Below are 26,815 nucleotides of genomic sequence, written 5' to 3' on the forward strand. Positions count from 1 at the left end.
GATCATCGTGTGGCCGCACCCATGAGCTTCACGGGGCCAAGCAGGCCGGAAGGCTGCGGCGCGATCAAAGCGGTATCCTGGGGCACGAAGCGCTGGCCGTAGCGGGCGGACAGCAGCCGGTAGTCCGGCAGCGCGCGGCCTGCCAGCACGTTCAGCGCCGAATTACCCACGCGGACTTCGATGCGGTTGCGGCCAGGCCGCAGCAGGCCCGTCACGTCGACGGCATACGGCGGATGCCAGACGGCGCCCGCATGGCGGCCGTTCACCCAGACTTGCGCCGCTTCGCGAACCGGGCTGTCGAACATGGCCCGCATGCCCGCCGGGACCTTGGGCGTCGTCGCCAGCGGCGTGCCGGAGCCGAAGTCCAGCACGAGCCGCGCCAACGCCAATTGGGCCGCCGTCAAGTCGACCTCCTTCTCGTACGTGGCGACGCCCGAGAAGTAACGCGTGGCGTCGACGTCGGTCCACGAACGCAGCGTGTCGAGCCGCTGCGCCTTGTCCTGGCCCGGGAAGCGCAGCGTCCAGCCGCGGCCCAGGTCCGCGACTTCCGTCGTCGCGGCGACGGGCGCGGGCACTGCCGGTAACGCATCGGCCAGCACCAGCACGCGCGATTCGTACGGCGCCAGGTCGAGCCGCGCAGGCAAGACGGCCGCCGTCATGCGACCGCTGTCCGGATCGAGCCATGCGGCCGCCTTCCGCTGGGCCGCGAAGCTCGCCTGCGCGTGCACGGGGTGATTGCTCGTGTTGGCGATGAAGTAAAGGTCCGCGTCGGCCAGCTTGCGCCGCACGAAGCCCACGTCCGCCACCTGCGCGGACAAGCGCATGTCCGGCGCGAGCACGGCCGTCAATGCGGCGCCGACGGCATCGTCGTCCGCGACGACGCGCACGTTCGGATGCGCGAACAAGGCCTGCGCTTGCGCGGCGACCGTTGCGGACACGCGCGCCGCGTCGAGCCAACCGGGCGCCAGCGACGGCGGGCCGCCCACCGCGACGATCCTGCCGCCCCCGCGCACATACTCGGCAAGTTTGTCGAGGACGGCGGGTGCGAGCCGCGTCACGTGCGGCATCACGAGGACGGGATGGCGCACGCCCAGCGCGAGGATCGCATCGGCGTCGATGTAGTCGAGGTTCTGGCCCGCGTCGAGGATCCGGCCCGTGAGCGCCGGCGTTACGTATTTATGCATCTCGGCCGACAGCGACACCTTGCCGGGCACGAGCGACGCGTAGACGTCGTCGTTCGGCAGCAGCACGGCGACCTGGTTCGCGGGCTCGCCCTGGCGCATCAGCCAGCTCATGCGGGTCAGATAGCCCGTCACCTCGGGCATCACGTTCCACCACGGGTTGTGGTCGTCGAACACGGCCGCCGCGTAGAACGCATAGCCGGGTTCCGGCGTGCCGGGCGGCGTGTACGGCCAGCCGTGGCCCACGAACTGGTTCACGCCCTGCAGCAGCATGCGGTCCGCTTCCGCCTTCATGTCCAGTGGCGTGGCGGCGAACGCGGGCGAATGGAGCCACGTCCACGTCTCGGCCGAGATCACGGCGCGGCCGTACAGGTGGCCGGCCGATGTCGCGAGGCGCGTGAACGAGAATTCGCGGAACTGCGGCCCCTCGCCTTCCGGCAGCGCGACGAGGCGGGTGCTGGACAACGACACGGCCGGTTCACCATACGTCTGCGAGCGAAAGCGGGTGCCGTGCGCGCGCGCCCAGTCGTCGATCGGTGTCAGGTAGCGCTCGTTGGCGAGTTCCGTCTGCGTCAGCGCCCAGTCGCGGCGGACGGCGGCGGCGTCCGGGCCCTGCCCCGTGAACACGGCCGGCAGGTGCGGCACGATGTCGTAGCCGCGGCGCTTCCTGAATTCCGCGGCAAAGTCGTCGGTCCAGTCGGTGTTGTAGACCTCGAGGCTGTCCGAGAACACGGCATACGGCGGCGTGTCGCCGAACGCCTTCAACAACGGTTCGGCGACCGTCGCCAGGTGATGGTCGACCGCATTGCGGCTCAGGTGGTCGAGCACGAAGCCTTCCGCGCCCAGCGCCGCGCGCTTGACCTGCTGGCCCGTGCGACTCGCGATGTAGGCGACGACCTTGCGTGGCATGTTCGCAGGCGCGATCGGCGCGCGGCCATCGAGGCCGGCCCGCAGCGCGATCGGCGTCAATGCGGCGGGATCGACGGCCGTGCCGACGAACGCGGCGATCAGCGTTTCGCCATTCGTCACGGCCGGCAGCGCAACGCTCGTCGCGCTGGCAGCCACCTCGACGACGGCCTGGCGCAGCCGCGCCGCCGCGTGATCGACGGTGACATGCGGCCCGCCGTACGGCCAGCCACTCGCCAACGTCATGTCGACGCGCATGCCGTTCGCGCGGCCCGTCCTGTTGGCGAACGCCACGGCGTCGAGGAAGTCAGGGGACAGGTACGGCACGTTGCGGATGCCGCGCGCGGCATCGTCCAGTGCCATCGGATAGACGGGCTGGATCTCGAAACCGCCGATACCGCCCGCCTTCATCGCGAGGATCTCGCGTTCCAGCTCGGGTTTCTGGACGGCGGGGCCGAACCACCACCAGCGCATCATCGGGCGGGCATCGGGCGGCGGCGCCTGGAGATGGGCCGCCACGTCGGCGAAGGTCGTCGACGGCGTGGCGGCGTGCGCGGCGAACGCGCACGACAGGACCGCAGCCAGCAAGGGATTGCGCATGCAACGAACCCCGCTCACACGATGCCGCTGCTGCTTGCCCCCGCCTTGGCCGGCCGGCTCGCGGCCACCTTGTCCCGGTAACCGCTCGTCCGGTAGCACGCCACCGGATCGGCCGCACCGCCCGCGCGCACGCGCGCCATCGCGAGGATGGGCGAGACGTCCGTGCGGAACGCCGTCTTCAGCGCCTGCGCCGACAGCAGCACGTCGTTCGCCTCCTGCAACTCGGCCAGGCGTGCACGGTCGACCAGCGCCGCCTGTACGTACGCGCGCTGCACTTCGACGGCGCTGTTCATCAGGCTTTCGATCGGGTCCGTCACGTTGTGCGACTGGTCCAGCATGTACGCCGGCTGGAAGGCGGCGCCGTCGCGCTGCGCCGCATCGGCCAGCTCGTTGAAGACCAGGAACAGCTGGAACGGATTGATGGAGCCGGAATCGAGGTCGTCGTCGCCGTATTTACTGTCGTTGAAGTGGAAGCCGCCCAGCTTGCCGAATTGCGCGAGGCGCGCGACGATCATCTCGATGTTCGTGTTCGGCGCGTGGTGGCCCAGGTCCACGAGGCATTTCGCCTTCGGGCCCAGCGTCGTCGCGCACGCGAAGCTCGTGCCCCAGTCGGCGATCGTCGTCGCGTAGAACGCCGGCTCGAACAGCTTGTGCTCGATGAAGACGTTCCAGTCGTCCGGCAGCGCGGCGTAGATGGCGCGCATGCTGTCCAGGTAGCGTTCCAGCGCGCCGCGCAGATTGCTCTGGCCGGGGAAGTTGGCGCCGTCGCCGACCCAGACCGTCAGCGCCTTCGAGCCAAGCGCGCGCCCCAGCTCGATGCAATCGATGTTGTGCGCGACGGCCTGCGCGCGCGTCGCGGCACTCCCCGCCGTCAGGCTGCCGTATTTATACGTGTGTTCCTGGCCCTGCTGGTCCTGGAACGTGTTCGAGTTGACGGCGTCGAACGCGAGCCCGAGGTCGTCCGCCTTCTGGCGCAGCTCCTTCGCATCCGTTGGCCTATCCCACGGGAAGTGCGGCGACACCGATGGCGTCGCCCGCGTCAGCTGGTGGATGACGGCACAATCGTCCAGCTTCTCGAACACGTTGCGCGGCTCGCCGCGGCCGGGGAAGCGCGCGAAGCGGGTGCCGCCCGTGCCCACGCCCCAGCTGGGCACGGCGACGGCGAAGCGCTGCGCGAGCGTCGTCAATACCTCGATGTCCTGGCCGCGGCGCGCCAGCATGCCGCCCAGCGCGTCGTAGTCGGCCTGCAGCTGGGCCGCGAGCTTGTCGTTGTGGTCCGCTACCTGCGCGGCGTCGATGAGGGTCGTCATTCTGTCTCCTGTTCGTCGGCGGCACCGCGCCCTGCGGCGCCGCTCATCTTATTCGTACTGTTCGATTATCGCGTGAAAGCGGCCGCGTTGCCCGCGTCGACGTTCAGCACATTGCCCGTGCTCTTGCCGGACTTGTCGCTCGCGAAGAAATACACGGCTTCCGCGATATCTTCCGGGAAGACGCTCTTCTTCAACATGCTGCGCTTGCGGTAGAACTCCTCGACGTCGTCCGCGCCGATCTTGTTCGATGCCGCGCGCTCTTCCTTCCACTTGCCGTCCCAGATGCGCGAACCGCGGATGACGGCGTCCGGATTGACGACGTTGACGCGGATACCGTGTTCCGCCCCTTCCAGCGCGATGCAGCGCGCCAGGTGGATCTCGGCCGCCTTCGCCGTGCAGTACGCCGATGCGCCGGCGGACGCCACGAGGCCATTCTTGCTGCCCACGAAGACGATGCTGCCGCCCAGCTGTTGACGCTTCATGATCTGGAACGCGTTGCGGCTCACGAGGAAGTAGCCGGTGACGAGGATGTCCTGGTTGCGCTTCCACACTTCCAGCGACGTCTCGTCCAGCGGCGCGGCGGACGCGATGCCCGCGTTCGACACCAGCAGGTCGACGCCGCCGAAGCGCAACGCCGTCGCGGACAGGATGCCGGCCACGTCGTCCTCGCTCGTGATGTTCGCCTGCACCGTCGCCACGCCGTCCTTGCCCGCCACCTTGACGAGGTTCTGACGCGCCTCTTCCAGCGCGTCGCCGTCGATATCCGTGAGCATCACGCACGCGCCTTCCTGCAGCAACTGGCGCGCCACGGCCTGGCCGATGCCGCCGGCGCCGCCCGTCACGAGGGCGATGCGGCCCGCAAGGCTCTTCGGCTTCGGCATGCGCTGGAGCTTCGCCTCTTCGAGCAGCCAGTACTCGATGTCGAACGCTTCCTGTTCCGGCAGGCCGACGTATTCATCGACACCGTTCGCGCCGCGCATCACGTTGATCGCATTGACGTAGAACTCGCCGGCGATGCGCGCCGTTGCCTTGTCCTTCGCGAACGACAGCATGCCCACGCCCGGGATCAGGTAGATGATCGGATTCGCGTCACGGACCTTCGGGGAATTCGACCGCTTGCAGCGCTCGTAATATGCGGTGTAGTCGGCGCGGTAATCGCTCAGCGCCTGATCGAGTCCGCTCACGAGGCGATCGAAGTCGGGCGCGGCCGGATCGAAATCGAGCACCAGCGGGCGGATCTTCGTACGCAGGAAATGGTCGGGGCACGAGGTCCCGAGCGCCGCCAGCGGCGCGAGGCCGGCGCTGCAGACGAATTCCAGCACGGCGTCGGCATCGTCGAAGTGCCCCAATTTGTATTCCTGCTGGCTGATCTTCCCGCGCAGCAGGGGCATCAGGCGCGCGGCCAGCGCCGCGCGCTCGGCTGCCGGCAGCGGCTGCGCGACCTGGCCGCCGAACACGGGCTGCCTGACGTTCGCGGCAAGCCACTCGTCGGCGCGCTTGATCATCGCGAGCGTCGTCTCGTAGCACGACTTCGCCGTATCGCCCCACGTGAACAGGCCGTGGCCTTCGAGGATGATGCCTTTCAGGTGCGGCTGTTCCCGCGACAGCTTTTCCAGTTTCAGCCCGAGGTCGTAGCCGGGACGCTGCCACGGCAGCCATCCCAGTTCGCCCTCGAAGATCTTTTCCGTCAGCGCGCGGCTGTTCTTGCAGGCGGCGATCGCGATCACGGCGTCCGGGTGCATGTGGTCGACGTGCCTGCGGTCGATGTAGGCATGCAGCGGCGTGTCGATCGACGCGGCGCGCGGATTCAGGTCGAACGTGCAGTGCGGCAGGTAGCCGACCATCTCGTCCTCGTGCTCCAGGCCGCGGTAACGCCCTTTCAATGCCTGCAGCTTGTCCATGTACAGCGTCGAGAAGCCGTCCAGCCTGATCGAACCCAGGTCGCCGCCCGAGCCTTTCACCCACAGCACGTCGACTTGCGCGCCCGTGAGCGGATCGGTCATCGCGATCTTGGCCGAGGTATTGCCGCCGCCGAAGTTCGTGATGCGCAGGTCGGAACCGAGCAGGTTGGAACGGTACAGCAGCAGTTCCGGCTCGCTCAGCGCAGCCGCGTGCTGGTCGTCCCAGCGTGACGTGATCGGTTCCTTGTGCTTCGTGTCGCTCGGTGCACCCATTCAAAATTCTCCATATGCGTTGTGTGTCGTCGCCGGACGGCGATCCCGTCTCCTTCGCCCGTGCCGTGGCGGACCACGGTCGCGGCATCCGGCACAGTAGAATTCAGCGGGCCAAGGGGTGTCAACGCGGAACCGATCAACATCGTGACCAAGAACGATTTAATCATCAGGTTGATCGAAACGCGCATTTCGCGGCATCGGGGCGGCCAAATAATCAACCGTTTGATCATTTAACGATTGACGCACTGTTAACTCCTCATTACTCTTTTTCCCACACAACGCGACCAACGGTACGACGTTGTCAGGCCGCTTCACAAAAACAGACGGCATCAGGAGGAGACAATGGTGAATCACAAACGCCGCAAGCGTTTGCTGAAACTGCTCGCCGAGCACCAGACGGCGACGGTCCAGCAACTCGTCGAATGGCTCAACGCATCGCCGGCCACGGTCCGGCGCGACATCAGCTGGCTCGCAGCCCGCAACCTGCTCACCCGCACCCGCGGCGGCGCCGAGAACCTGCTTCCGAAGAAGCGCCAGTTCCCGCTGTCGAGCGAAACGTTCCAGAACAACATCCAGTGCTTTGCGGCGCGCAAGCGCGCGATCGCACGCCACGCGGCCGGCATGTGCGCGGACGGCGAAACGATCATCATCAACGGCGGCACGACGACGTTCATGATGGCCGAATTCCTGGCCGACAAGCACCTCAAGATCCTCACGAATTCGTTCCTGATGGCGGAGCGCCTGCTCGTCTCGAGCGAGAACGAGATCATCGTCCCCGGCGGGAAGGTCTACCGCGAGCAGAACGTGATCCTGTCGCCGTTCGATAACGACATCACCCAGCACCACTACGCCGGCAAGATGTTCATGAGCGTCTACGGGCTGTCTTTACTGGGACTGATGGAAGCTGACCCGCTGCTGATCCAGGCCGAGAAGCGCCTGATCAGCCAGGCCGAGGAACTGGTCGTGCTGGCCGACAGTTCGAAGTTCGCGCGCAAGGCGGGCCTGATCCTGTGCGGACTCGATCGCGTGTCGACCGTCATCACCGACACGGGCGCCTCCGACAAGGCCGTACAGACCCTCGAGCAATACGGCGTCAAGGTCGTCGCCGTCGAACCGGACGACGTGGCGCCGGACGTCGGTGCACCTTTTTTTAATCCGCAATACGACCTGCAGTCCGCCGCGCTGTTCCAGCTGGACGCGCAGCTCGACCCGCGGCTCGACACGCAACTGGAGGCCGCACATTGAAGCTGAAAACCACCCTGCTTGCACTGGCGGCTGTCGGCATCCTCGCCGGCACGGCCGGCTGCGGCCAGAAGAAGCCTGAAAAGACCCGGATCGCGATGGTCGTGAAAAACCTCGGCAACGGCTTCTTCGACGCCGCGCACACGGGCGCCGACGAAGCGGCGAAACAGCTCGGCAACGTGGAAGTGATCTACACGGGACCGACGACGCCGAGCGCCGAAGGCCAGATCGAGATCATCAACGCCCTGATCAGCCAGAAGGTCGACGCCATCGTCATCTCCGCCAACGATCCGAACGCGCTCGTCCCCATCGCGAAAAAGGCCATGCAGCGCGGGATCAAGGTCATCTCGTTCGACAGCGGCATCGCGCCGGAGGGCCGGCAAATGCAGCTGAACCCGTCGAACGCGCAGCTGATCGGCGAGAAGCAGATCCAGATGGCGGCCGACGAGATCGGCGGCGCGGGCGAGATCGCGATCCTGTCGGCGTCCGCGCAGGCGACGAACCAGAACATCTGGATCGGCGTGATGAAGAACGTCTTGCAAAAGCCGGAGTACGCCAACGTGAAGCTCGTGGCCACCGTGTACGGCGACGACCAGTCGGACAAGAGCTACCGCGAGGCGATCGGCCTGCTGCGCAGCCATCCGCAACTGAAGGCGATCATCGCGCCGACGACCGTCGGCATCGTCGCCGCGAGCAAGGCCGTCGCGGACGAGCACCTCGTCGGCAAGGTGTACGTGACGGGCCTCGGCCTGCCGTCCGAGATGGCGGGCCATGTGAAGAGCGGCGCTGTGAAGGAATTCGCGATCTGGAACCCGATCGACCTGGGTTATGCCGCGACGTACGCGGCCGACCAGTTCGTGAAGGGCAAGGCCGAGGCGAAGCCGGGTGCCAGCGTCGCCGTCGGCCGCCTGGGCAACGTGACGCTCGACGCCAACGGCGAGGCCGCGCTCGGGCCGCCGTTCACGTACAACGCCGACAACGTCGACAAGTTCGCCAAGCTGTTCTGAGCAGTACCTCGCGCAATACCTTGATGCATCGCGCCGTTCCGCCTGCGCGGAACGGCGGCGTTTTCAATCACTCCGCACCACTATGCCAGCCACCGACACCACAAGTCCGCGAACGGACACGCCTCCGGTCCTGCAACTGACCGGCATCAGCAAGCGCTTCAACGGCATCCACGCGCTGAACGGCGTCGACATCACGATCCGCGCCGGCGAATGCATGGCCCTCGTCGGCGAGAACGGCGCAGGCAAGTCCACGCTCGTGAAGACGCTGACCGGAATCTACCGCCCGGACGCCGGCACGCTCTCCCTCGACGGCCGGCCCGTGACCTTCGCCAGCCCGCAGGAAGCGATGGCCGCCGGAATCACCGCCGTGCACCAGGAAACCGTGATGTTCGACGAGCTCACGGTCGCCGAGAACATCTACGTCGGCCGCCAGCCGGTGCGCGCCGGCCGCATCGACTGGGCTCGTATCGAGCGCGAAGCCGAAGCGCTGTTCGCCCGCCTCGAAGTCACGCTCCCGGTGAAGGCGCGCGTAAAAGACCTGTCCGTCGCGCAGCGCCACTTCGTCGAGATCGCGCGCGCCCTCGCGCAGGATGCCCGCGTCGTCATCATGGACGAGCCGACGGCCGCGCTGTCGCAGCGCGAGATCCGCGAACTGTACCGCATCATCGACCAACTGAAGGCCGCCGGCACCGCCGTGATCTTCATCTCCCACAAATTCGACGAGATCTTCGCCGTCGCCGACAGCTACACGGTGCTGCGCGACGGCCAGTTCGTCGCCGCCGGCCGCCTCGCCGACATCACGGAAGGAGAACTCGTCGCGCTGATGGTCGGCCGCGCCGTGCACCAGGCCTATCCCAAGGCGGAGGCCACCGTCGGCGCGCCGCTGCTCGTCGTGCAGAACCTGTCGCACCCGACCGAATTCGACGACGTCAGTTTCGCCCTGCGCCGCGGCGAAATCCTTGGTTTCTACGGCCTCGTGGGCGCCGGTCGCTCGGAAGTGATGCAGGCGCTGTTCGGCCTGACCCCTGGCGTGTCCGGCTGCGTCACCCTGGACGGCAAGCCCGTCGTGGCGCGCTCGCCGGGCGAGGCGATCGCCCTCGGCATCGCCTACGTGCCGGAAGACCGCCAGCACCACGGCGCCCACCTGACGATGACGATCCAGCAGAACATCACGCTCCCCATCCTGTCGCGCATCGGCTTCTTCCTGCGCGGGCGCCGTGCACAGGAGACGGCGACCGCGCGCCATTTCGCGGAGCAGCTGGAACTGAAGGCGAGCCACCTCACGCAGCACGTGGCCGAACTCTCCGGCGGCAACCAGCAGAAGGTCGTCCTCGGGAAATGGCTCGCCACGGCCCCGAAAGTGATCATCCTCGACGAGCCGACGAAAGGCATCGACATCGGTTCGAAGGCCGCGGTGCACCGCTTCATCAGCGAACTCGTGGCGCGCGGCCTGTCCGTCATCCTCGTGTCGTCCGAATTGCCGGAAGTGCTGGGCATGGCCGACCGCATCGTCGTCATGCACCACGGCCGCGTGCAGCGCGAGTTCACGCGCGACGAGGCGACGCCGGAAGCCGTCGTCGCCGCCGCGTCCGGCCTCGTTCTCGACCCCATCAGCGCGCCGGAGGCCGCATGAATTTCCTGAAACAACGCGAGCCGCTACTGGCCGCGATGATCGTGCTGCTCGTCCTCGCCGTCGGCCTGCGCGCGCCCGCCTTCCTGTCCGCCGTCTCCCTGGCGAACGTCGTCACGGACAGCACCCTGCTCGTGATGCTGGCACTCACGCAGATGCTCGTCATCGTCACGCGTGGCGTCGACCTGTCCGTCGCATCGAACCTGGCGCTGTCGGGCATGGTCGCCGCGATGCTGGGCGCACACGTGCCCGGCCTACCGCTGCCCTTGACCATGCTGGCGGCCGTCGCCGTGGGCCTCGCGCTGGGGCTCGTCAACGGCTGGCTGATCGGCTGGCTCGAACTGCCCCCGATCGTCGTCACCCTCGGCACGATGAGCGTGTACCGCGGCGCCGTATTCGTGCTGTCGGGCGGGGCGTGGGTGTCCGCGCACCAGATGCCCGCGCACTTCATCGCCTTCCCGCTGGACCGCCTCCTCGGCCTGCCGCACCTCGTGTGGATCGCGGCCGCCACCGCGGCAGTCTTCGCCTGGGTCGCGCGCGGCACGCGCTTCGGCCGCGACCTGTACGCGATCGGCAACGCGCCGCAATGCGCCGGCTATATCGGCATCCCCAGCCACAAGCGCCTGCTGTGGACGTATGCGCTGTCCGGTGCGGTGGCCGGTTTATGCGGCTACCTGTGGGTCGCCCGCTATGCCGTCGCCTACACGGAAATCGCGTACGGCTTCGAGTTCACCGTGATCGCCGCGTGCGTGATCGGCGGCGTCTCGATCGGCGGTGGCGTGGGCACCGTGCTCGGTGCGGTGCTCGGCGCGCTGTTCCTCACCGTGATCGGCAACGCATTGCCGGTGCTGCAGGTATCGCCGTTCTGGCAAAGCGCCCTCACGGGCCTCGTGATCCTCGTCGCCGTCCTGATCAACGCCCGCGGCGCGGGCCGCCGCAGCCGCCAGATCCTGCCCCTGCACGGCACCGCCGCCCAACCCGAACGGAGTGCCGCGTGAATCCGACCACGACCATGCAAACCGAAACCAAGTCGTCCTCGCGCTATACGATCCTCGACCGCGAAGCGCCGCGCCTTGCGACCTTCCTCGGCCGCTGGGAAACCCTGCTGGCGCTGCTGTTCCTCGTCGTCTTCGTCGTCGACAGCATCGCGCTGCCGCAATTCCTCGACCTGTACAACCTGCTGGACGGCACACAGAACTTCAGCGAGAAGGCCCTGATCGCATTGCCGATGGCGTTGCTGATCATCTGCCGCGAGATCGACATCTCCGTCGCCGGCACGCTCGCGCTGTCGTCCGTCGCGATGGGCCTCGCGCAACGGGCCGGCTTCCCGCCGGCCGCGCTGCCGTTCGTCGCACTGGCGACCGGCACCGCGTGCGGCTGCCTGAACGGCGTGCTCGTCACGCGCTTCGCGTTGCCGGCGATCGTCGTCACCATCGGCACCGTCTCGCTGTATCGCGGCCTGGCCAGCGTCGTCCTCGGGGACAAGGCGTTCACTGGCTATCCGCAACTGCTGGCCGACTGGGGCCAGGGCTACTTCTTCGGGATCGTCCCGCGCGAATTCGTCGTCCTGCTCGTGTGCGCCGCGCTGTTCGCGGTCCTCCTGCACACGACGACTTGGGGCCGCCGCATCTACGCCATCGGCAACAATCCGGACGCCGCGCGCTTTTCCGGCATCGCCGTCGACCGCTACCGCCTCGCGCTGTTCATGCTCACAGGCGCGATGGCCGGCCTCGCCGCCTTCCTGCTGACGGGCCGCATCGGCAGCACGCGGCCGAACATCGCGACCGGATGGGAGCTGGAAGTCATCACGATGGTGATCCTCGGCGGCGTCAGCATCGCGGGCGGCGCCGGGACGATCGCCGGCGTGATGCTGGCCGTGCTCACGATGGGCACGGTCACGTACGGGTTGTCGCTCGCGAACATCCCCGGCATCTACATGACGATCGTCGTCGGCGTGCTGCTGCTGGTGACGATCGCCGTGCCGCGGCTCCTGCGCAGGCGGCGCACGCGATGAGCGCCCCGCACGACGCGCTGATCGTCCTGGACATCGGCAAGACGAACGCCAAGCTGGCGCTGATCGATGCGGCCGGCACGGTGCTGGCCGAGCGGCGCCGCCCGAACGCAGTGCGCACGGACGGGCCGTATGCGCACCACGACACGGACGGCTTGTGGGACTGGATGCTGGGAACGTGCCGCGAGTTCGCGCCGCTTGCACGCGTGTCGGCCATCGTGCCCGTGACGCACGGCGCCACCGCGGCGCTGGTCGACGACGGGGGCCTCGTGCTGCCCGTGCTCGACTACGAAGCGGACCTGCCCGGTCTCGACTACGACGCCCCGCCGTATGCGGAGACGCTGTCGCCAAGCCTGCCGGCGGGCCTGAACCTGGGCCGCCAGCTCGCGTGGCTGCACGCCCGTTTCCCGGACGCCTTCGGCCGCGCCCATCACATCCTCATGTATCCGCAGTACTGGGCGTGGCGCCTGTGCGGCCGGGCCGCGTCGGAAGCGACGTCGCTGGGCTGCCACACGGACTTGTGGGACCCACGCCGGCAAGCGTATTCGAGCCTCGTGGCCCGTGCCGGCTGGACGGCCCTGATGCCGCCACTCGCGCCGCCGCACGCGGTGCTGGGCACGTTGCTGCCCGACGTCGTTGCGGCAACGGGCCTGCCGCCGGATTGCCGCGTCCTGTGCGGCATCCACGACAGCAACGCGTCGCTGCTGCGCTACCTCGGCAACGGAGAAGGCACCGTGCTCTCGACGGGCACGTGGGTCATCGCCGCCGCATTCGGCGCGCCATTGGACGGCTTGCGCGAACACGCCGACATGCTGGCCAATACGAACGCCCTGGGCCAGCCCGTCGCGTGCATGCGCTTCATGGGCGGGCGCGAATTCGGCGAGCTGGCCGGCGCCGCGCCCGTACCTTGCGGCTTCGACGACCTCGAACGCCTCGTCGCGCAGGGCACCGTGGCGCTGCCCTGCTTCGCCGCCACGGGTGGGCCGTTCGCGGGCCGCGCGGGTGCCATCGCGGGCCCTCACCCGGCGGACGCATGCGAACGCTATGCGCTGGCCACGCTGTACTGCGTGCTGGTGACGGACTACTGTCTCGACGCGCTGGGCGCCGCGGGGCCGCTCGCCGTCGAAGGCAGCTTCACGGCGAACCCCTGGTTCGGCCCGCTGCTCGCGGCGCTGCGGCCCGCGCAGGCCGTGTCGTATTCCGACGACGCGAGCGGCACCACGTGCGGCGGGTGGATGCTGCGCTACCGCGACGCGCCGCCGCCGGGCGGGAGCACCGTCGTTTTCGCGCGCACGCCCGAGGGCTTCGCTGCCTACAAAACCCGCTGGCGCGCAGCGCTGGCACGGGGCCAATGATAGACTCGATGGATCACAAGCACGGGAACCCGCCATGAGCATCGACTCCGTCGCCGCTTTCTTCGCCACGAACGCCCCCGACATCGCCGTCGAGCGCTACGCCACCAGCACGGCGACGGTCGCGCTGGCCGCTGAAGCACTGGGCGTCGAACCGGGACAGATCGCCAAGACGCTGTCGCTGCGCCAGGGGGACGACGTCGTGCTCCTCGTCGCGCGCGGCGACGCGCGGCTGGACAACCGCAAGTACAAGGACCGCTTCGGCCAGAAGGCCCGCATGCTGGGGTTCGAAGAAGTGGAGCGGGAGACGGGCCATCCCGTCGGCGGCGTGTGCCCGTTCGGGCTGGCGCGGCCGCTGCGCGTGTTCTGCGACGTGTCGCTGCGGGACTTCGACGTCGTGTATCCCGCGGCAGGCGCGCCGGATGCGGCCGTGCGCATGACGCCCGACCGGTTGGCCCTTCTCACGAATGCCGAGTGGGTCGACGTCGTGTGACGCGTACGCTGCGGCCGTGCGGACGTCCGCGCGACGAATGCGTTACGCGTGGGCTCGGGGAGCCCATCCTACGAGATGCGGGCGCGCCGGCGCGATACATACGTACACACCCGCCAGCCGTAGGGTGGGCACCCCGTGCCCACGCGGACGTCGGCACAGTGAAAACGTGACCGGCAGCCTGCGACTTTAGCCTCACACGCCGCGGTTCAAGCGTGCGACCAGATCGTCCAGCGGCAACGGCCGGCAATACAGGTAGCCCTGCATGCACGGCCGCCCGTTATCGGCGAGGAAGCGCGCCTGCGCTTCCGTCTCGATGCCCTCGGCGACGACGCGCAGGCCCAGGTGGTCCGCCATCGCGAGAATCGTCTGCACGATCGCCGTGCCGTTGGCGTCGTGCGGCGTGTCGCGCATGAAGCTCTTGTCGATCTTCAGCTCGTACAGCGGCATCTTCTTCAGGTAGCCCAGGCTCGAGTAGCCGGTGCCGAAATCGTCGATCGAGAAGCGGATGCCCAGCGCCGCCAGCTCGCGCATCTTCGTCGTGATCATGTCGAAGTCCTCGACGAGCAAGCCCTCCGTCACCTCGAACACGAACGCCTGCGGTGGCACCCCCGATTCGTCGAACGCGGCACGCACCTGCGCGACGAATTCCGGCTGGCGGAACTGGCGCGGGCTCACGTTGATCGACAGCTGCAACGGATGGCCGGCCGCTTCCAGCGCGAGGCGTGCGAGGCAGGCCTGGCGCAGCACCCACAGGCCCAGCGGCAAAATCATGCCAGTCGTTTCGGCGACGGGGATGAAGACGTCGGGCGGGACGAACGTGCCGTCGCCGCGACGCCAACGCATCAGCATCTCGGCGCCGACCGGCGTGCCGGCATGGTCGACTTGCAGCTGCAGGTGCATCGACAGCTCGCCGTTGGCCAGCGCCGCCGACAGGTCGCGCCCGAGGGTCAGCTGGCGTTCGGCCGCGGCCAGCATCGACGTCTCGAACATGGCCGCGCCGTTGCGCCCGGCCGCCTTGGCGTGGTACATGGCCAGGTCGGCGTCGCGCAGCAGGTCGGCGACGGACTGGCCGGGCCGCGTGGGCAGCGCGACGCCGATGCTCGCCGTCGAGCGGTAGGCCTGGTCGTCGATCGTCACGTCCTCCGCGAGCGCGGCACGGATCTTGTCCGACACGGCCAGCGCCGCAGCGGCGGCGCCCACGGCGTCGGTGCCGAGGCCCTCGAGCAGCACGACGAATTCGTCGCCCCCCAGGCGCGCCACCGTGTCGCCCTTGCGCACGACGTTCGCGAGGCTCTTCGCCGTGTGCTTGAGCAGCGCATCGCCCGTTGCGTGGCCGCGCGCGTCGTTCACGTGCTTGAAGTTGTCCAGGTCGATGTACAGCACGGCGCCGAGCCCGCGGCCCGCGTTCGCCGCCGCCACCATCGCGTCCAGGCGCTCCGTCATCAGGCGCCGGTTCGGCAGTCCCGTCAGGACGTCGTAGTACGCGAGGCGGTGGATCGCGTCGGCCGAGTGGCGGCGCTCCGTGATGTCGCGGCCCACGACGACCCAGTGGCTGATGTGGCCCGCGTCGTCCGTGAACGGCATCAGTTCCATCTCGACCCAGTACGGATCGCCGGCCTTCGTGTAGTTGACCATTTCCGCCGTCGCAGCCCTGCCCTGGTGCATGGAGTCGATGATCCGTTCCACGACGGCCGGATCCGTGCCCGGTCCGTGCAGCACGCGCATGCTGCGGCCGACGATCTCGGCGTCCGTATAGCCGGTGCGGCGCTGGAACGCTTCGTTGGAAAAGATGATCGGTAGGTCGCGATCGGGCGTGTCGACGGCGCGCGCGATCAGCACCATGTCGTTCAGGCGGGCCAGCGCGGCCGACGTCAGGCGCAGTTCCGCGTTCACGGCGTGCAGCGCGTCCTGCCCGCTCTCCAGCGACTTCGCGAAGCCGCGCACGTCGTCCAGTGACCGCGACAACCCCTTGAGCAATGCGCCGCACGAGAGCGTGAGCAGCGCGCCGACGCAGGAAAAGTTCAACGTGACGAGAAGCGCCGTCACGAGCGGATCATGGCCCAAGCCCACCAGCGTGGACGGGAACTGGGTGATGCCGAAGACAAGGATCACGGCGCTGGCCGCGAGGGCCAACAAGCTGGGTACGGTGCCGAGCAGCATCGCCGCCATCACGGGGGGCGCCATCAGGTAGTTCTGGCTGACCGGCCCGACATTCAGCATCAGGCAGATCGCGACCATGTAGATGATCGCGAGGAAGTTCAGCACGCGGAACGTGTACGGCACGCGCTCCAGGCGCCACAGGGCGAACAGCCACGCCAGCGCCGCGCCGTCCATCACGGCGACGGTCCAGACGCCATGGCGGACGACGACGAACACGCTGGGGATGGCGGCGATCGTGCCCAGGACGAGCACTACCGCCAACAGGCGCGAGAAAATCCGCGCGCGCCATTGTGCGATATCGTCAAACCCTAGCATCGAATGTATCCTCGCGGCGCGCCCGGGTGCTGATCCGGCACGGCCAATGTTCTCGTGAGGCAACATTGTAAGTGCCGGCCCCAGCCCTGTCACCTTTTTTACCACGAGGTGTTGCGATGCGGTGACTATTAGTTCAATAACTCAGGCCGGCCGGCGCGCTTCCCGCATCGTCGGCCACGCCACCGCGGACGGCGCGCAACACCACGAGCCGCACGGGCTCCAGCGCGTTGCCCGGCTGGCCATCCGTCGTCACGGCAAGCGCGATCGTGTTGTCGCCGTGCGGGTCGAGGATGCCGGGCGGGATCACGAACAAGCGCTGCGGTCCCACGTGGGCAATGAACTGCCCCATGTTCCAGCCGTTCACGAAGATCAGCGCGCGGTTTTCGCGGTCCGAGCGCGGCTGGTCCGTGACGCCGAACGCGAGGCCCAGCTGCACGTCGTGGTCGCGCGGCAGGTCGAGCGGCACATGGGCGCGCAGCCAGTACGTGCCCGGCGCGGGCGGCGCGTCGCCGGGATGCGCCGGCGCCCAGCCTTGCGCGGACGCGCCGGGCAGGTGCCAGCCCACGCGCTCGCCGTACAAGCCGCCGTCGTTCAGCGGGCCGCGCACGGGGTCGGCGCCGTCCTCGCCGCCGCGGTTGCCCTGAATGCGCCAGTCGATCTGCACGGCGAAACGGCGGCCCCCCTTCGCTGCCAGCGACGCCGCAATCAGGCCGCGCGCCTCGCGGTGGGCGTCGTCCCCCATCAGGTCCCAGTTGTGAGAGTCGTTGCGGACCATGACGGCGAGGACATGCCGGCCAGGCGCCATGTTGCCGAGGTCGAAGCGCGCCGTGTCCGTCGTCTCCGGGAACGCACGTCCCGTGTCCAGTTCATGCTGGCCAAGGAAGCGGCCGTCGACCCACGCCTGCAGCATGCCCGCGCCACCGCCGCCGTAGAACAGCTCGAGCCGCCGCGCGGCCGGGTCGGTCGTATCGAAGCGGCCGCGGTACCACACGTCGCCGTGGTGGAAGCCGTAGTCGCTCATCGCCAATGTGGGCTCCCCTCGCTCCGGCTGGGTCCACGTCTGCGCGGCCGACGTGCGGCCGTCCGCATGCGCCCAGTCGCTGTCGTCGAAACCGGGGTGCGCTTCCGGGCTGTCCATGCGGCGCGTCCATGCCAGCGCGGCGAGGTCCGGCACGGCCACGTGCGCGGGTCCCGCGAGCGGCTCTGCGCTGCGCAGGCTGCCGTCCGGCTGGCGCGCCAACCGCAGCGGCGTGCCATTGAACGTGGCCGCCGTCACGTTCGCACCCCAGATGTCCAGCGGGCTCGCGGCCTCCGTATCGCCCGCGAGATGCAGGCCGGCGGCGTCGATGCGGGCCGAGCGCACGAGCGCCGGCGTCAGTTCGAGGAGTCGACCGGCGCCCGTGTCCTGTGTCCAGAAGTGCTGCGACGTGGCCTCGTCCGCGATCAACAGCAGCAACGGCGGGCGCCCGCCGCCCGTCACGCGCACGCGCACGAGGCCCGCGTGCGTGTACGCCAGCCGCAGGTCGCCTCGTGCCGCGTCGAACGTGTGGCGCACGTCGCCCGCCAGCACCTCCACGCGCGGGGCGGACGCGTAGCGCAGCACCGTCTCGCCCTGTTCGCCGGCGCGGCCGTGCATGAGGACGACGTCGCGTTCGCCGTCGCGCAGCTGCGCCTGCAGCTCCGACGTCGAGTACACGAGGTGCTGGCGCTCCAGCGCGTAGTCGGCCAGCAGCATCTTCGCGTCCTGGCCGTCGACCCGCGCCGCCACGCGATAGGTGCCGTCGCGCGTGGTCACGTCGAACGCGAACGCGTCGTCCGTCAACAGGTCGGATGGCGCGTGGACGGCGAACAGCACGTGCGTCCCGAGTTCCGCATTGATGTTGTGGTAGACCCGCACCCGGGGATTCGTCGTCCGGATCTCCGGCCCCTTGTCCATGTGCGCCAGCACCGGACCGGCCGCCTGCACGAACATGCCCTGCTGCTTCAGCGCCAGCGCCTTCGGACGCAGGCCGCGGTCTTCCGCGATCGGCGCGCCGTAGTCGTACGACGTGTAGACGATGGGCCCAGGCAGCCAGCCCCACGACGTGCCGCCGAATGCCATGTAGAGGTTGTGGATCGTGATGCGGTTGATGAGGTTCGTGCCGTAGAACACGCGCTCGTAACCGTTACCCTGGCGCGCCGCCGTGCACGCATACGTGCCGTTCGAGCCCCAGTAGTCGAACCAGCCGGCGCCGACTTCGGCCGCGAAGCCGGGCGTGCCCGGGGAGCTCTGCGCGCCCGCCTTCGGCCCCGGCGCCGCGTAGATGCCCCAGTCGGGCGCCTTGTTCGGCCCGGCCGGATTCGCATGCACGTCGCAACTGCCGCCCGGGTAGCCGTCGAACGCGTACAGGTCCGTCGGTCCCGGGTTCGCCCACGGCGCACTGGACCCGCGTGGGGTCCAGTCGGGCAGCCGCCCGGCCGCGTTGTGGAAGAACGGCACCGTGATGCCGTCCGCGCGCGCCTTCGCGGCCAGGTGCGCCATCTGGCGCGCATGCTTGGTCTCCACCCTGCCCAGTTCGTTCTCGAGCTGGTAGGCGATGACGGTGCCGCCGCCCGTCGTCACCTGGTGGCGCGCGACGACGGCATCGATCTGCGTCATCCATTCGTCGACGGCGGCCAGGTAGGCCGGATCGTCCGTGCGCGCTTCCGCGCGGTTGCGGAACATCCAGCCGGGAAAACCGCCGCCGGACAGCTCGGCATTGATGTACGGCCCCGTGCGCGCGATCACGTACATGCCCTCTTCTTCCGCGATCTCGAGGGCCCGCTCCACGTTGCGCACGCCGGAGAAATCGTAGACGCCAGGTGCCGGCGAGTGATAGGCCCAGTCGAAGTAGAACGACACGCCATTGAAGCCGAGCGCCTTCATCTTCTGGATCACGTCGCGCCAGCGCGCGGGATCGGGCAGCCGGAACGGGTGGATCTCGCCCGACCACACGACGATACGCTTGCCGCCGACGATCAGCGAGTAGGCGTCCCACGCGACCGTCTGCGGTGCGCGGGATGGCGCCGCGGCGGCGGCAACGTCGGCCGCGGATTCGGCCAGCACGTCCGGTGCGGCCACGCGCGCGGCAACGCCGGCGAGCGCGCGCCTGGCCGTCCACGTCGCCATGCCGTCGCGGCTGTCCGCCTCCCACGCATGGCCTTCCACATCGGCGAACACGGCGCGCCAGCCGCCGTCGGCCCGATGCGCGAGGCCGACACCGGCGGCCGTCCGTCCCAACGCGGCAAAGGAACGCTCCACTGTCCACGGCCCGGCGACGTCGCGCGCGCGGGCCAGCGCGAGGACGCCGTCGGCGCGCCGGCGCGCGAGCGCCACATAGCCGTCGCCGTCCTGGACGACGGACGCATCCTCGTAGGCGTCCTGCAAGCCCGCGAGCCCGCGTGGCGCCGCGGTTGCGTCGGGCGACAGCACGGCCGGCCCGTGCGGCAAGGCGACGACGAGCCGCATGGCGCCGTCGCGCGCACGCACCCAGCGCGGCGCACGCACGGGGCCCGGCATCCGCACGGTGCGTTCGTATGTCCAGTGTTTCAGGTCCGGCGAGCGCGCGAGCCCGATCTCGTTGCCCGCGCCGGCCACGTACGCGACGCGATACCCGGCGCCCGCACGCGCGATGGCCGGGTCGCGCAGCATGCCCTGCGGCGGCGCGTACGCCTCCGAGGCCTGCGTGACGAACGTCGTGCCGTCATCCGAGCGATGGATGCTCAGGCGGTCCGGCAGGCCGGGCGCCGCGGCAGCCATCAGCCACGTCGTAGCGGACGCCTGCGGCCTACCCGCCTGCTGCGCCGCCGCGGGCGCGAGCACGAGTGCGGCAGCGAACGCCGCGAGCAGCCTTGCGGCGCTCATGCCGGCACGTCCGCGCGGTTCTCGAAGCCGACCACGTGTTCCGTGACGACGGGCGTGCCGCGCACCGCGCGTACCGCGACGTCGCGCAGGTGCACGTCGCGCACGGGGAGTTCCGCCTCGCCCTTCACGAGGCAGACGAAGCCCGCACAGTCGACGCGGATGCCGGATACGAACAGGCCCTCGATGGGCGTCAGCCGCCGCTCGAGCGTCGGCACGAGCGTCCTCCACTGGTACAGCACGTCCGTCTCGACGGCCAGCACACCGCCCTTGATGCGCGTGGCGCTCACGTTCGTCATGTGGATGTTGCGGACGTAGCCGCCGCGTCGTTCGTTCGTCTTCACGTACAACAGGTTGTTGATGGTGCTCGGCACGGAGGAATCCGCGTGGTCGAAATGACAGTCGTCGACGAACACGTTTTCCACGCCGCCGGACAGTTCGCTGCCGATGGCCATCAGCTGGTGGCCATTCTTGATGCGGCAGCGCCGCATGACGATGTTGCGGCACGGGACGCCGATGCGCCAGGCGTCGCGGTCGCGCCCCGATTTCACGGACACGGCATCGTCGCCCTGGTCGAACGTGCACCCGTCGACCAGCACGTTCTCGCTCATCTCCGGATCGACGCCGTCGTTGTTGTGACCGTGCGCGGCGATGTCGACGCGGCGGATCACGATGTCCCGGCACAGATAGGGATGCAGCACCCAGAACGGGCTGTCGACGATGTGGACGTCCTCCACGAGCACGTGGCGGCAGCGGTTGAACTGGATGAAGTGCGGACGCAGGTTCGCTTGGCCCGTCGTCATGTCGCGCCGCTCGACGGGCACCCCGTCGCGGCAGGCCATCCCGTACAGCGCGACCAGCGCATCCATGTGCGCCTGCGGCCGCGCGTACCACAGCCGCCACACGTCGAGCCGGGCGCGCAACGTGCCGCGGCCCGTCAACGCCACGTTCTCGCACTCGAACGCGTAGACGAGGGGCGAGTAGTTCATGCACTCCAGGCCTTCCCAGCTCGTCGGGACGGGCGGCAGATAGTCGCGCGGATCGGGCGAGAACAGCAACGTCGCACCCTCTTCCACGTGCAGCGCGACGTGACTCTTCAAGTGAATCGGGCCCGTCGGCCACGTGCCCGGCGGGACGACGACGACACCGCCGCCGGCGGCATGCGCGGCGGCGATGGCGCGCGCCAGCGCGGCGCTCGTCGCAGCCTGGTCGTCGCGGGCGGCGCCGAACGCGGTGATGGCAAAGCGCGGACAGACCGAGAAATCGGGGACGGCGATCGCGGGCATCGCAAACGGGGCGGTCACGCGTACGTCCGTCCGCGGCAGCGTGCCGGCCGTCTTCGGCATGAGGGACTGGCAGCCGGCCAGCACGGGCATGGCGAGGCCGGCGCGCAGCAGCGCGCGCCGTGAGAGAAAGCTTGGCACTGGACGTCTCCTTTGATTGCGCACCGCGCACGGGCAGCACGTATTGTGCCCCCAGTGTGAGCGCCGTTGTCGATGCGAACCGCAAGCGCTCAACAACGTGATTTTTACGGCGTTCGCGCCGGAACAGCCGTTCGCGGCCGGATGCTTGGCGCTACCATCGCCGTCCATGACCTTGCCAGTCATCGATAACTACATGGAGACTACAACGATGCGCCACATCGCAATTCCCTGGAACGTTCATCCACGCGCGCGTCGCAGCCGCATCAGCGTCGGCGTGCTGGCCATGCTCGCATCGCTGCACGCGCACGGGCAGGAAACCGCCGCGGCGGCCGATGCCGCGACCACGGCCGACGCCAAATCGCAGGACAGCGTCGTCGTCGTGACGGGCTTTCGCGCGAGCCTGAACAGCGCGCTGAACACGAAGAAGAACAGCGACGGCATCGTCGACGTGATCAAGGCCGAGGACATCGCCAAGTTCCCCGACGCGAACCTTGCGGAATCGCTGCAGCGCGTGCCCGGCGTCGCGCTGGCGCGCGGCGACGGCGGCGAAGGCAAGCAGATCACCGTGCGCGGCCTCAACGCCGGCTTCACGCGCGTGCGCATCAACGGCATCGAAGGCGTCGCGGCGACGGGGGCCTCCGACATCAACGGCAGCACGAACCGCGGCCGCGGCTTCGACTTTTCCGTGTTCGCGTCGGAGCTGTTCAACAGCCTCGAAGTGCGCAAGACATCGGAAGCCGACATCGAGGAAGGCTCGCTCGGCGCCACCGTCGACCTGCGCACGGCGCGTCCGTTCGACTTCAAGGGCCGCACGTTCAGCATCGGCGGCCAGGAGATGCACAACTCGCTGTCGCGCAAGACGCAGCCGCGCGTGACGGCGCTGCTGTCCGACCGCTGGGACACGGGCCATGGCAAGGTCGGCGCGCTGCTGTCCGCCGCGTATTCGAAGCGGCGCGCGACGGAAGAAGGCTACGAGGCCGTGGAACTGCTCAGCGCCAGCAATGACGGGGGCTTCTGCTCGCCGGTCGGCGTGACGCCGCAGAATCCGGCCAACGACGCGGTCAAGGGCATCACGGCGACGACGTGCGGCACGGGCATGCCGCGCGCGACGGACCCCACCGCGTACAACGACGTCATGGGCCGCAAGGACAACTACGGCGGCACCGTCGCCAACCCGGCCGCCGGCTCCGGCGCGTTCGCGCCGCGCATCCCCCGCTACCGCCGCTCGCAGACCGATTACGAGCGCACGGGCATCACGAACTCCTACCAGTGGCGCAACGCAGACAGTGAGCTGAATCTGGACCTGATGTACGGGAAGTTCGCCAATAAACGCTACGACAACTACATCGAAGCGATCTCGTTCGGCCGCAACCTCGGTTCCAACGGCAAGCCGCAGACGTCGATCCTGGACGCGCACTTCGACCCGAACGGCAGCTGGGACTACGGCAGGTTCAACGGCGTGGACGTGCGCACGGAGGGCCTGCTCGACGTCTACACGACCAAGTTCCGCCAGCACGTGCTGTCCGGCAGCCACCGCTTCAGCGACACGGTGAAGGCCGACTTCATGGCCGGTAATTCGAACTCGAACCTGAACGAGCCGATGCGGGCCACCGTGCAATTCGACGCGCCGAACGTCAACGGCTTCTCGTGGGACTTCCGCAACAACCGCAACGTGCCGACGCTGAATTTCGGCATCGACGTGGCGAACCCCGCCAACTTCCAGTTCGCCCCGCAGGACACGGCCGGCAACGTGCGCGGCATGTTCGTGGGCCGCTACCTCGACACGACGAACAAGCTGCAGACGCAGGCGGCGAACCTGCACTGGGAGATCAACGACCACCTGACGAGCCACGTCGGCATCTCCAGCCGAAAGAACATCTGGACCAATTACGAGATCGGCGACAGCGCCAACGCGGTGAATCTCCCGGCCGGCGTGACGATGGCCGACATCTCGCGCCGGATCGGCGGGTTCGGTGCGGGCCTCGGGGGCACGGGCGTGCCGTCGTCATGGTCCGCCGTCGACCTGACCAAATTCCTCGGCGTCGTCAACACGGAGTGCCATTGCGACGCGGTGCCGGGCTCGCAATATAACTACCTGAACCAGACGAACCGCCGCGTCGAGGAAAAGATCGACGCGCTGTACGGCATGGTCGACTTCAACTACGACCTGTTCGGCCTCACGTGGCGCGGCAACTTCGGCGTGCGCGGCGCCGAGACGACGGCCACGTCGACGGCGATGATCAACGTGCAGGGCAAGCTGCAACCGAACACGGGAACGAAGAAATACCGCGACTGGCTGCCCGCCCTGAACCTGACGGCCCAGCTGCCGAAGAACGTGTACCTGCGCTTCTCGGCCGGCAAGACATTGTCGCGGCCCGAGTACACGGACCTTGCGCCGAACGCCACCGTGTCGCCGATCGCGCAATCCGTCTCGATCGGCAATCCGAACCTGGACCCGATCCGCGCCAACACGTACGACCTGCAGGCCGAGTGGTATTACGCGAAGAATGCGATGATCTCGCTCGGGCACTTCCGCAAGGACATCAAGAGCTTCATCCAGAGCGTGAACGAGCGCGTGCCGTACAACACGCTGGGCCTGCCGAACGAATTGCTGATCCTGAACGGCTGCTCGCTGACGGGCGCCCCGATCTGCCAGACCTTGCCCACGACGGAAGTCAACGTGAGCCGCAAGGTCAACACGGCGGGCGGCCCCCTGAAGGGCTGGGAATTCAACCTGCAGGCGCCGTTCAGCTTCCTCCCGGGCTTCTGGAGCAATTTCGGCCTGCTCGCGAACGCGACGCGCGTGAAGTCGCGCATCACCTATATCACCCGCGTCGACAACCCGGCAACGCCGCAGAACGAGCAGCTGACGCAGGTGGCCGACTTCACGGGTCTGTCCCCGCGCACGCACAACCTCACCGTGTACTACGAGGATGCGAGGTTCAGCGCGCGCGTGTCCGCGGCGCACCGCTCCAGCTATATCTACGCGGTGCTGGGCGACGTGGCGGGCCACGACTACACGATGGTCGACGGCTCCACCAATATCGACATGAGCGTCTCGTACAACATCACGCCGCAACTGCGCCTGTCGCTGGAGGGCCAGAACCTGAACGACACGCCGCTGCGCTACGGCCGCGACACGCAACGCAACGACACGCTGCTGTACGTGCACTCGGGCCGCACGTTCGTGCTGGGACTGAATTACAAGTACTGACGGCGCACCCGCAGCGCGCGCCGATCTGGTATGCTTTCCGGTTCGACCACGATCCCGTCCGCCGGCGGGATCGCGGCGACTGAATCGAGCAAGGAGGCATCATGTACACCCTGTCCCGCGTCACCCCCATCCTGCGCATCTTCGACGAGGCGAAGGCCCGCGAATTCTACGTCGACTTCCTCGGCTTCAAGGTCGACTGGGAGCACCGCTTCGAAGGTGGCGACTTCCCCGTCTACATGCAGGTATCGCTGGGCGAATGCGTGCTGCACCTGTCCGAGCACTACGGCGACGGCAGCCCGGGCGCGTCGATCCGGATCGCCGTGCACGACCTCGACGCCTACCACGCCACCTTGCTGGCCAAGGAATTCAAGTACGCGCGGCCCGGCATCCAGACGATGCCGTGGGGGACGCGCGAGATGACGATCCGCGATCCGTCCTCGAACCGCCTATCGTTCGAGGAACCGATTCCGCCGCAGGCTTAACGGGGCGGTTGGCGCGTGCCGTCCAGCACGGCGAGCACGTCGTCCACGCTGATCCGCGTCACCCAGTCGTCGAGCGCCGGCACCATGAGCACGGTGCTGCGTTCGCGGTCGATCGGCGCCCACTCCGGGTGATTGCGGCGCATGAGCGCCACGACGGGCACGCCGACGGCGTTCGCCAGATGCATCACGGCCGTCTCCACCGAGATCACCAGGCGGCACAACGCCATCACGGCCGGCAGCTGGAAGAAATGCTCTTCCGCGCTGAACAGGCGCACGTGCGCCAGCGCGGGGTCGGCGCGCCGCTCCAGCACGCGGCGCGCGTCGTCCAGCGCTTCCGGCACGACGTTGACGACGACACCGGCATCGCGCCATTCGGCCCGCTCGCGCAGCGCGCGCGCGAGCGCGGCCACGCGCTCGAGGGGCCACGTGCGGTCCGGCGATTTCGAATACGCGTTCACGAATACGACGCTCTGCCCCGGCGCGAAGCCCCAGGTTGCGAACTGTGCCTGCGCCGCCTGCGCCCACCGCTCCGGCACGTCCAGCTGCGGCAGGCGGGCGGCGGGCGGCACGTCCACGCCGAAGCAGCGGGCGAACCAGCCCGCGTAGATGTCGCTGATGTGCTGGTGCGCGCAATCCTCCGGCCGGTACACGGCCAGCGCGGCATCGAGCTTGCGGTAGCCCGACCAGCGCGACACCATGTGCAGCAGCCGCTCGGCGGGCTTCGTGAGGCCCACGACGAAACCGTCGGGGCTGATGCGGCGCGCCAGGTGTGCGTAGCGGTGGCAGTCGACGACGGCCAGCGATGCGACGACGGGGTAGCGGGCCGCGCGCGCCTCGTCGATCGACTGCGCCAGCAAGGCGGGGCTGTACGTGCTGTCGTACACCTTGTCGATCCACGGACAGGCCGCGAGCCAGTCGTACAGCGCGTACTTGCGCAGATGCGGCCAGGCCTCCGGATCGGCCGTGCGCCGGCGCTCGTCGACCCACAAATGGATGCGCGTGTGCGGGTGAGCGCGCGAGAACGCGCGCAGGCAGGCCTGCAGGTAGGTGAAGTCGCCGATGGCGAGGTGCGTGACGAGCAGGATGCGGTCGGCCCGCGCCAGTACGGCGGGAGGCACGAGGGGCGCGCCTTGCGGCATGGCGGGAGCCGGCCGCGTGGCGCGTACCGGCATCGTTGCGGCGCGTGCGCGCGCTGTGTTTTCCATCGTCCTTTTCCGTCCGAGTGATTGCAAGGTTATCGATTACGTAACGCGATTATGCACAGTAAGGCCGACAGGAGGGCCAATCTGTACACTTTTTAATACTTCTTAACACTTCCTTACCGGTACACCGCGCGACAAAGGGCCGATACAGTGCCGGTCGGATTCCGCCGACTGTGCCTGTCCGCGCTTGCCGGCCGCGCATAGACTCGTCCCATCACAACAACGCGAGTCC

The 26,815-nt window shown here is 68.5% G+C and carries 16 protein-coding genes; 9 read left to right on the forward strand and 7 right to left on the reverse strand.

Annotated features, from left to right (window positions below; genetic code table 11):
- Nucleotides 1-2: 2 nt before the first annotated feature.
- The 3 genes from HAV22_RS00245 to HAV22_RS00255 all read right to left on the reverse strand — a co-directional run bounded on the left by HAV22_RS00245 (nucleotide 3) and on the right by HAV22_RS00255 (nucleotide 6,171).
- The gene (locus HAV22_RS00245) at nucleotides 3-2,687 is read right to left on the reverse strand and encodes a glycosyl hydrolase (protein ID WP_166855336.1); all 2,685 of its coding nucleotides are present in this window, start codon (nucleotides 2,685-2,687) and stop codon (nucleotides 3-5) included.
- A gap of 14 nt (nucleotides 2,688-2,701) precedes the next feature.
- Entirely contained in the window at nucleotides 2,702-3,997 is a 1,296-nt protein-coding gene (gene rhaI, locus HAV22_RS00250; RefSeq protein WP_166855338.1) for an L-rhamnose catabolism isomerase, read from the reverse strand.
- Nucleotides 3,998-4,062: 65 nt separating this feature from the next.
- A complete protein-coding gene (locus tag HAV22_RS00255; RefSeq protein ID WP_166855340.1) occupies nucleotides 4,063-6,171 on the reverse strand; it encodes a bifunctional rhamnulose-1-phosphate aldolase/short-chain dehydrogenase in 2,109 nt (702 codons plus the stop codon).
- 342 nt (nucleotides 6,172-6,513) lie between these two features.
- Between HAV22_RS00255 and HAV22_RS00260 the strand changes: the two genes are divergently transcribed.
- The 7 genes from HAV22_RS00260 (at nucleotide 6,514) to HAV22_RS00290 (ending at nucleotide 13,906) form a co-directional block, all read left to right on the forward strand.
- Nucleotides 6,514-7,416, forward strand: a complete 903-nt coding sequence (locus HAV22_RS00260; protein ID WP_166855342.1) for a DeoR/GlpR family DNA-binding transcription regulator — start codon at nucleotides 6,514-6,516, stop codon at nucleotides 7,414-7,416.
- Nucleotides 7,413-8,420, forward strand: coding sequence for a rhamnose ABC transporter substrate-binding protein (gene rhaS, locus HAV22_RS00265; protein ID WP_166855344.1), 1,008 nt, complete (start codon nucleotides 7,413-7,415; stop codon nucleotides 8,418-8,420). Before HAV22_RS00260 ends, rhaS begins: the two co-directional genes overlap by 4 nt.
- An 82-nt stretch (nucleotides 8,421-8,502) precedes the next feature.
- Nucleotides 8,503-10,053, forward strand: coding sequence for a sugar ABC transporter ATP-binding protein (locus HAV22_RS00270; protein WP_166855346.1), 1,551 nt, complete (start codon nucleotides 8,503-8,505; stop codon nucleotides 10,051-10,053).
- Complete coding sequence (locus HAV22_RS00275; RefSeq protein ID WP_166855347.1) at nucleotides 10,050-11,048, forward strand: ABC transporter permease; 999 nt, start codon at nucleotides 10,050-10,052, stop codon at nucleotides 11,046-11,048. Before HAV22_RS00270 ends, HAV22_RS00275 begins: the two co-directional genes overlap by 4 nt.
- 14 nt (nucleotides 11,049-11,062) lie before the next feature.
- On the forward strand, nucleotides 11,063-12,064 hold the full coding sequence (locus HAV22_RS00280) for an ABC transporter permease (RefSeq protein WP_166855349.1): 1,002 nt from the start codon (nucleotides 11,063-11,065) through the stop codon (nucleotides 12,062-12,064).
- Nucleotides 12,061-13,416 carry an FGGY-family carbohydrate kinase gene (locus HAV22_RS00285; protein ID WP_166855351.1) on the forward strand — a complete coding sequence of 452 codons (1,356 nt, stop codon included), beginning with the start codon at nucleotides 12,061-12,063 and terminating at the stop codon, nucleotides 13,414-13,416. The genes HAV22_RS00280 and HAV22_RS00285 overlap by 4 nt, the downstream gene beginning before the upstream one ends.
- 34 nt (nucleotides 13,417-13,450) lie before the next feature.
- Entirely contained in the window at nucleotides 13,451-13,906 is a 456-nt protein-coding gene (locus HAV22_RS00290; RefSeq protein WP_166855353.1) for a YbaK/EbsC family protein, read from the forward strand.
- 192 nt (nucleotides 13,907-14,098) lie between these two features.
- Here HAV22_RS00290 and HAV22_RS00295 read toward each other — a convergent pair whose 3' ends face one another.
- From HAV22_RS00295 to HAV22_RS00305, 3 genes are all read right to left on the reverse strand, one after another.
- The gene (locus HAV22_RS00295; protein ID WP_166855355.1) at nucleotides 14,099-16,381 is read right to left on the reverse strand and encodes a putative bifunctional diguanylate cyclase/phosphodiesterase; all 2,283 of its coding nucleotides are present in this window, start codon (nucleotides 16,379-16,381) and stop codon (nucleotides 14,099-14,101) included.
- Nucleotides 16,382-16,514: 133 nt separating this feature from the next.
- Nucleotides 16,515-20,264 carry a beta-galactosidase gene (locus HAV22_RS00300; protein ID WP_208295995.1) on the reverse strand — a complete coding sequence of 1,250 codons (3,750 nt, stop codon included), beginning with the start codon at nucleotides 20,262-20,264 and terminating at the stop codon, nucleotides 16,515-16,517.
- A complete protein-coding gene (locus tag HAV22_RS00305; RefSeq protein ID WP_371869496.1) occupies nucleotides 20,261-21,685 on the reverse strand; it encodes a glycoside hydrolase family 28 protein in 1,425 nt (474 codons plus the stop codon). The genes HAV22_RS00300 and HAV22_RS00305 overlap by 4 nt, the downstream gene beginning before the upstream one ends.
- A gap of 208 nt (nucleotides 21,686-21,893) precedes the next feature.
- On the opposite strand from HAV22_RS00305, the gene HAV22_RS00310 reads away from it, so the two are divergent.
- Together HAV22_RS00310 and HAV22_RS00315 are read left to right on the forward strand one after the other, a co-directional pair.
- Nucleotides 21,894-24,899 (forward strand): TonB-dependent receptor, encoded by a 3,006-nt coding sequence (locus HAV22_RS00310; RefSeq protein ID WP_166855357.1) that lies wholly within the window; start codon nucleotides 21,894-21,896, stop codon nucleotides 24,897-24,899.
- Nucleotides 24,900-25,000: 101 nt separating this feature from the next.
- Entirely contained in the window at nucleotides 25,001-25,381 is a 381-nt protein-coding gene (locus HAV22_RS00315) for a glyoxalase superfamily protein (RefSeq protein WP_166855359.1), read from the forward strand.
- Here the strand turns inward: HAV22_RS00315 and HAV22_RS00320 are convergent.
- On the reverse strand, nucleotides 25,378-26,586 hold the full coding sequence (locus HAV22_RS00320; RefSeq protein ID WP_229420990.1) for a glycosyltransferase family 9 protein: 1,209 nt from the start codon (nucleotides 26,584-26,586) through the stop codon (nucleotides 25,378-25,380). The genes HAV22_RS00315 and HAV22_RS00320 overlap by 4 nt on opposite strands.
- Nucleotides 26,587-26,815: the final 229 nt, after the last annotated feature.

Origin of the sequence: Telluria antibiotica, assembly GCF_011682055.1 — a bacterium.
Lineage (GTDB): Bacteria > Pseudomonadota > Gammaproteobacteria > Burkholderiales > Burkholderiaceae_D > Telluria > Telluria antibiotica.

What these genes read in the sequence shown, in the direction of transcription:
- HAV22_RS00245 (WP_166855336.1), bottom strand. Translation starts at nt 2,687, where the DNA reads ATGCGCAATCCCTTGCTGGCTGCGGTCCTGTCGTGCGCGTTCGCCGCG.
- rhaI (WP_166855338.1), bottom strand. Translation starts at nt 3,997, where the DNA reads ATGACGACCCTCATCGACGCCGCGCAGGTAGCGGACCACAACGACAAG.
- HAV22_RS00255 (WP_166855340.1), bottom strand. Translation starts at nt 6,171, where the DNA reads ATGGGTGCACCGAGCGACACGAAGCACAAGGAACCGATCACGTCACGC.
- HAV22_RS00260 (WP_166855342.1), top strand. Translation starts at nt 6,514, where the DNA reads ATGGTGAATCACAAACGCCGCAAGCGTTTGCTGAAACTGCTCGCCGAG.
- HAV22_RS00270 (WP_166855346.1), top strand. Translation starts at nt 8,503, where the DNA reads ATGCCAGCCACCGACACCACAAGTCCGCGAACGGACACGCCTCCGGTC.
- HAV22_RS00275 (WP_166855347.1), top strand. Translation starts at nt 10,050, where the DNA reads ATGAATTTCCTGAAACAACGCGAGCCGCTACTGGCCGCGATGATCGTG.
- HAV22_RS00280 (WP_166855349.1), top strand. Translation starts at nt 11,063, where the DNA reads ATGCAAACCGAAACCAAGTCGTCCTCGCGCTATACGATCCTCGACCGC.
- HAV22_RS00285 (WP_166855351.1), top strand. Translation starts at nt 12,061, where the DNA reads ATGAGCGCCCCGCACGACGCGCTGATCGTCCTGGACATCGGCAAGACG.
- HAV22_RS00290 (WP_166855353.1), top strand. Translation starts at nt 13,451, where the DNA reads ATGAGCATCGACTCCGTCGCCGCTTTCTTCGCCACGAACGCCCCCGAC.
- HAV22_RS00295 (WP_166855355.1), bottom strand. Translation starts at nt 16,381, where the DNA reads ATGCTAGGGTTTGACGATATCGCACAATGGCGCGCGCGGATTTTCTCG.
- HAV22_RS00300 (WP_208295995.1), bottom strand. Translation starts at nt 20,264, where the DNA reads ATGAGCGCCGCAAGGCTGCTCGCGGCGTTCGCTGCCGCACTCGTGCTC.
- HAV22_RS00310 (WP_166855357.1), top strand. Translation starts at nt 21,894, where the DNA reads ATGCGCCACATCGCAATTCCCTGGAACGTTCATCCACGCGCGCGTCGC.
- HAV22_RS00315 (WP_166855359.1), top strand. Translation starts at nt 25,001, where the DNA reads ATGTACACCCTGTCCCGCGTCACCCCCATCCTGCGCATCTTCGACGAG.
- HAV22_RS00320 (WP_229420990.1), bottom strand. Translation starts at nt 26,586, where the DNA reads ATGGAAAACACAGCGCGCGCACGCGCCGCAACGATGCCGGTACGCGCC.